General features: G+C 35.9%; 4 protein-coding genes. All 4 read right to left on the minus strand.

The genetic code is table 11. The features are described from left to right. Positions 1 to 1,068: PKD-like family lipoprotein (locus tag HMPREF9304_RS00765; protein ID WP_197061621.1), on the minus strand; the 1,068-nt coding region annotated here is incomplete at its 3' end. Positions 1,069 to 1,090: 22 nt separating this feature from the next. Beyond that, entirely contained in the window at positions 1,091 to 1,843 is a 753-nt protein-coding gene (locus HMPREF9304_RS00770) for a DUF4843 domain-containing protein (protein WP_036925807.1), read from the minus strand. 7 nt (positions 1,844 to 1,850) lie between these two features. Beyond that, a complete protein-coding gene (locus HMPREF9304_RS00775) occupies positions 1,851 to 3,380 on the minus strand; it encodes a RagB/SusD family nutrient uptake outer membrane protein (protein WP_081953617.1) in 1,530 nt (509 codons plus the stop codon). A 13-nt stretch (positions 3,381 to 3,393) separates the two neighbouring features. Beyond that, positions 3,394 to 6,723, minus strand: a complete 3,330-nt coding sequence (locus HMPREF9304_RS00780; RefSeq protein WP_081953618.1) for a SusC/RagA family TonB-linked outer membrane protein — start codon at positions 6,721 to 6,723, stop codon at positions 3,394 to 3,396. Positions 6,724 to 7,233: the final 510 nt, after the last annotated feature.

Consider the following 7,233-nt stretch of genomic DNA (forward strand, 5'->3'; position numbering starts at 1 on the left):
AAAAAAATAATGTAATGAGCAAATTTTAGGATAAGAGTTTTGCAGAGGTCTCATTACTGGCTTTCCATTAACGTAAGTTTTTTTACCCACAACTTCCGTTAAGCCACCATTATAATCCATCATATACAAGCTATGCTCTGGTAAAGCCCAATATATTAAAATGAAAGCATGATCACCTACGCTTTGAACAACATGTGTACTGGCTCCATATCCTTCTTGCTCTCCTAAAATACCATTGCCGTGCTGACTTGCTGTATAACCATGAAATATCCCTTGATTAGTAAGCAAGAATTCTGTAAAGAATCCCCTAACTATGCGATAAGGCTTAAGATTAGGAACTTGCTCATAATTAAAGTTCGATAATGTTTTAATAGTTTTACAATCTAAGGCACGTATCCAATATGCCGAATCTTTCTCTGTAGTTATACACAAGAAATTAGCTGCTGCCTCTTTCTCTGTTTTTGGATCAGTATATCCCAACTGGTGATTGATATTAAATGCACGAGGTTTACCAGGTAATGCTTTTCCTTGTGTATTTTTAATAACGTCTGGTATAAGTTTATTTGACGTATGTAAAAACAAATCTACATCAGTATTACCCTCTTCATTCTCCTTACAAATATAAAATCCATGAGATAAAGAAGACTTTGTCAACAATGAAGTGACATTCTGCTGAAAGAATCCCGTGCTTTTAGATTTGGCAGTAAATACCAATGTGTATTCACCATCACTTAGCTTTACAGGAAAACTCAAATCTTTCACCTTACATATAGTATCAGGTTGTACATAATAACCTCTCCCTCGTTTATCCGTCTTTTGTCTATTAGCGTCCTGCGTATTATAATACGTCCACAAATACGTCATGTCTGATAAATCAAAGGAACTTTCTACTTTTGGCTGAATATTAAGTTTGTCACCAGAGAAAGATATTGCATTGTACGCTTTCTCTATACCTGATATTTTAATATAATTATCAGAAGTAGCATAAGTTGAGTTATCGTCTGTACATGCAATTAACAGAGATAACAGAGATAACACAGCTATTGCCAATAAAATATTCTTATTCATTGTACTTCGTTTTTTAATGTTGTCATTCATCAAATGTTATGAGCGAACCATTGTCTTCTTTCAAGAAAGATTCTCCTTTAGCCTTTCGTTCCTCATTTAGCTTATCAAGTGCTCTTTTAAGTTTACTCTGTAAGAATCGAGCATAAGCTTGATCTTTATATAATGGTCTAATAAACTTATCGTCCCATTTATACCCCGTTATTCTCATCATAAACTTATGTTTAACTTCACCCCATTTCCCAAAATAATGTTCCATAAAGCCATTCCATTCAGATGGTCGGCTAAGTTTATTGGTAACAGCTATTTGTACAAAATTTTGTTCTTGATAACCAGGCATAAACGTACCATTGGGTTGAACCTGAATACGTAGATTATAAATACCCTTATCTAACGATGGATGCTTAAATAAAACAATAGGTACGTCTACACTCACTGCTTTAGCAGGTATTACCAAATACTTTTCCATTTCTTTGGTATCAAATCCAAGGTAATGTTTACCAGGTTCGGCATTCAATTTACCAAATGGTACTTGCTTTAGCTTAAACATCCTTGGCTTATCAGATAGATAGCCCATAGTATTAAGCGTAATCCATACTGTATCTTTATTGACTCCTTTATCGGCAAATGCGAAAGAATAGTTAATTAACGTATCTTCCCTATAACGAATATCAAAGTTAAGATAGGCTTGTGGGTCGCTATACAATGGCAGCTTCTCCTCACACGAAGAAAAGACAATTGCCGTTACTGCAAATAAAAATAATATACTCTTTTTCATACGCTCATCATTTTACTGGTTTAGTATTCGTATTAGCTTCAGTTATTGGCAAAGGCAAAATATAATTGTCTTCCGTCATTGGCTTACTTGTAAACAACAATCGTTTGGTAAAAGTACGCTTATAAGTGTAAAACATCACCCCCTCAGCATAAAACTCCCTATGATAATCTTTCATCACCTCTGCTTTTACCTCATCTAAAGAAGTAAAATTCTTAGAAACATTCACATTATGTGATGCCATATAAGTTTTATAAAGCGCATTAGTTTCCGACAAATCTTTGGTCGTTTCCATTGCTATGAGATACATTTCAGATAAACGAATAAGTGGCATCAACTGCAATTTGGTCATCAATTTAGATAACATAGCAGGACGTTGATACTCGTTAATGTTATAACTATACTTTAATAAGCTTGGATATTTATGCCCTGTAACATCTGCCGACATTCTGTTCCAAATACTAATATACCGATTATCACTGGTTGTATTAGCTCCATCATACAGAACTTTATTAAGCATTTCGTTGGTAATAACCAAATTAGTTTCACCATCTACCCTACCATTATAACCTTGCAACAAATCTGGTACATATTTATCTAACCTGTTATTGCTCAAGGCAAAGATACATTCGTTAGGCAATGTGTATAATCTGTTACTTATATCCTTTACTCCCGACAGTTTCATAAAAGGTTCACCTGCTACTTTGGCATCAATAATATATCGAGCTTCTTTGTATGCTTTATCCAACTTACCTATATACAAATACAAACGTGCTTTGATTGCATGTACTGCAAAGTAATTTATGCGAAACTGACGAAACTGCATATATTCATCATCAAGCGTAACAGGATTATCTCCCATCTTATTCAAAGCATCATAGTTATATTCCTGAATAGGATCAGAACCAGCTAATAACTTCTCTGCCTGTTCAAGGTCTTTTTCTAATTGCGCAACAAACTGTTCATAATCTAAATAAGGTGCAGTATAGTTAATACCCGTGCCTTGCGAATAAGGTAGCATCACTTTTTTCTTAGGATTCTGTGGCAATTGACCAAACAAGCGTAATACATCAAAATGACAGAACGCTCTTATAGCGTAAGCCTCTCCCATAATTACATTGCGAGATTTAGCATCAGCTATAACACTACCCTCTGTTTCAGCATGCTTAATAACCATATTAGCTTGTGCTATAACGTTATACAAGCCGCTATAAATACGTTTTACATCATCCTCTACAGGCTGATTTTTATAGTCGTGCTTATACAAATGTTGCCAAAGAACTCCAGTATTCTTACCAGGTTCGTTCCATAAACATGCCAAATATTCGATATCACTAATGGTAAGACGCTCTCCATAAAGAGTGGCAGATGCCATTGATGAATAACATCCTACTAAGGCACTCTTAAATCCCTCGTAAGACTTAAACATATCTTTCTCACGTTGCTGAGATTGTGGCTGTACATCAAGCCAGTCGTTACAAGATGATAACGAACCTACAGCTAACACACATATAAATATAATACTAAAAAACTTTTTCATAAATCATGCTTTTTTAGAATGTCAATGTTATAGAACCTTGAACATTGTGTGCAAAAGGATAACCCGTTCCACGTTCAAATTTTACAGATGACCAATAAGCTAAGTTAGAAGCATTGATACCAAACAATAAAGATTCTATTCCCGTTTTATCATGTAGCCATGCAGTATTCCATCGATATTGTAACGATACATTTTGTAGTTCTAACATTCGGTCATTAAATACATATCTCGAAGTAGCTCTGGTTCCTTCATTGCTTATTGCCTTAAAGAAGCTAACATCGCCAGGTTGTAACCAACGTTGTGAGAGAACACGTTCATCTACATTCTTATCTGCAATATCATAACGACTAATCTCCACTCTGTTGAGCAAGGTAGAATTGTATAGCTTCCCTCCCCAATGATAACCAAATGAAACATTCAGAGTAAAGTTTTTATACATTAATGTAGTACGGAAATTACCTCTCCACAAAGGTTCAGAACTTCCCATATACACTTTGTCTCTTGGATTCCATCGCTTTGAGAGTTTACCATCTTTGTCGTAGAATACTTCTTTACCTGTACTTGGATCAATACCAGCCGAACGTACAGCATAAATTGAATTCAGCGGTTTTCCCTCATAGAATAAATTGCTTATCTCGGCTCCTTGTGCCAAATAACGTTCATTTTGAGTTTTAATGGCATCAGATAGCTTTATAATTTTATTTTTGTTGTAAACAATCTGTCCACCTATCATCCAATTGAGTTTCCTGTCATAATCCCGAATGATATAAGTATTTAATGAGGCCTCTATACCCTTATTATTCATTTCACCAATGTTGGCTATATAATGCGTGAAACCAGAGTTCAAAGGCATATCCATTGATGATAACAAATTGGTTGTATTCTTATCATAGTAGTTTATTTCAGCCATGATACGATTCTCAAAGAGCCCTATCTCTGTTCCCACATTGATTTCGCGTGTATTTTGCCATGTCAGCGAAGGGTTGCCATATCCCATCAATTCAGCAGCCGACCATAAGAGGTAACGTTTATCAGAATAATAACGATAAGTGGTGTTCACACTCTCTACAGAGAAATCTTGCGAACCAGAAATACCATACGATGCCTTTAAGCGTAGGTTACTAAAGGCTTTGTGGGCTTTCATAAACTTCTCGTTGTGAATATTCCAGCCTGCACCTAAACTATAAAAAGGAGCAAAACGCTTCTCACTACCAAACTTAGAGTTACCATCTACACGGAAAGAAAAGTCGCCATAATATCTGTTATCGTAAGTATAGTTGACATTACCCGTTGCTCCCACCATACGCACAATATTCCGATCGCCGTATGGTGCTCCTTGATACTTATATTGTTTGGCATTTGCCATAAAGTTTAGGTCTGAATTAGAAAATCCCTCTGCCTCAAAATTATAATCCGTATAGGTTCTTGATGATATGCTATAATCCAAGCCAACATACACTTGGTGCTTCTCTGCAAAAGTCTTGGCATAACTCATAGTGATGTTTCCGCTCACCATATCGTTCATACCTGTACTAAAGCGATAATAACCTTTTCGCATTAAGCCTGCTGGTGTGTTATATTCGCTTGAATTGAAATAAGAGTGTTCGGCAGGTAAAAATCGATCGGCATTGTTACGTTCGGTAGATACACCCAACTTAGCACGCACACGCAAGGCATCGGTAATAAGCCATTCTATGGAGAAGTTATTGAGGAATGTTTGGTAAGCCGATGAATTGATAGTGTTGAGTGATGCGTCATATAGAGGGTTAGGCAAAGGCTTCTCATCTAAGAATAGATTAGGGAAATTAGGCACAAGCCGTCCATTCTTATCATATGGAGAGAAGTAAGGAATGGCATCTACATATTTACTAAACGAACCATATTTACTTTCATTCGATTTATTGCTGGCAAAACTGGTATAATTGCGGAATATCAAATTCTTTATAGAATATAATAAGGTAATATCTCCAGTAATAGTTCGTCGGTTACTGGTCTTCATCGCACCTTCTATACCATTATATCCCAAAGATGCTGCCCATCTAAATGCTTGTGCACCACCATCTAATTGCACATTATAACGCTGTCCAACACCCGTGCGTACAGGTTTGTGTATCCAGTCTGTATCTATACCATCTACAACATTCTTCAGACGTTTATTATATACCTCATTATATTCCAATTGTAATTTCTGTCGCTCACGAGAATACAGCCCTGCTTTTACTTCCAAGTCTAACTTCTGTGCTGCATTGAGCAAATGATAACTTGTAAGGTCTGGAATTTCAAGACTCAAACCTGCTTTGGCTGTTACTCTCAGCTTTCCTTCCTTTGGTTGTTTGGTAATCACTACAATAACTCCATTAGCACCTCGTGATCCATAGATAGCCGTTGCTGCGGCATCCTTTAAGATGTTAATGCTCTCTATCTGCTCATCATTGTAGTCCATTAACTTCGTAAGAGATATTTCAAAGCCATCCATGATAATCAACGGTGTATTAACCGTTTGACTGGCGTTTTTGTTAAACTCTTCTACACTCATTGGCAACGACGCTGTTCCACGTATATTAATGTTTGGTAGCACGTTTGGGTTACTACCTGCTAAGTTGTTCGTTGGGAAATTAACAGATGCGTCAATATTCTTGAGCGTTTGCAAAAGGTTGGAGCCTCGATACATATCCAACTGTTTCCTATCAATTGTAGAAACAGCACCTGTATAACTTTCTTTCGCTTTGCGGAAAATACCAGTCACCACCACTCCTTTGAGTTCTTTCACATCACTTACCAAGAAAATTTTCATCTCCTTGCTCACAGGTAGTTGAACCGTTTTCATACCCAAATAGCTCACCTCTACCTTCGTCTGCGGTTTTACATCTACATCCAAATGGAAAGCACCATCTACATCTGTTACTCCCTTTACATCGGTGCCTAACACCTTGATATGCGCACCAATGACAGGTTCATTGGTGTCTTTTTCATAGACATATCCTTTTATGGTTTGCTTCTTTTGTCCTTCTGGGTTTTGTAAACCATTTGTAGAAGCAGATCGTGTCATCACTTTGATAAGTTTACCAGCAACAGTGTACTTCAAGTTTGTGTTACGAAGGGCTTGGTCTACTATAGAAGGGACTGTGGCATTTGTCACATCCAATGTCACCTTATACTTGGACACCTCTTCATTGTCGTAAACAAACTTGTAATCGGAATGACTTTCCAATCGCTGAAAAATACTTATTAGGGCTTCATCATTAAAACTCATGGTTAGTTTCGCTTGGCTTTGTGCACTGAGCGGAATGGACATGAATAAAAAAGAAGCCAAAATAGAAAAGAACAGAAAGGTTTTTTTCATAAATTGAGTTGTGTTTAATTAATATTCCATATCTTTCTTCACCAAAACTTTACACTCTTTGAGAAACAAATCACAACATAAATAGTAATCATGCTGAATGAGTATTCCTCGGTAAAATTGCTTCCTGAAAATTATCTTTTATTTCTTTTTGCAAAAGTACATAATTTACTTTAATTTTAGACGTAATTGACATTATTTTTTATCAAATTACTAAAATAAGCGTAAAAATATTTACATATTTAACAATAATCCGCTCAATTCTCTTCTTTGATACGCATCTTTTTTAACTGCTATCACCTTATCAGTAAAGAACGCTTTTTCACATCCAGAGAAAGTATTTGTATAAACGGCTTTGCCATTGAAAAGTAATATTTGTACAACAAAATACACCTGAAAAACAGCTTATGTAAAGTTTGTGTCAAGCTGCATGGAATGAAAATAAATGCTGAATTTTCTTTCTGTGTTTTGATAAAAGGACTAATATATGTTAATTAAAATATAGCACTTTTG

It is taken from the genome of Hoylesella timonensis S9-PR14 (assembly GCF_000762405.1).
GTDB lineage: Bacteria > Bacteroidota > Bacteroidia > Bacteroidales > Bacteroidaceae > Prevotella > Prevotella timonensis_A.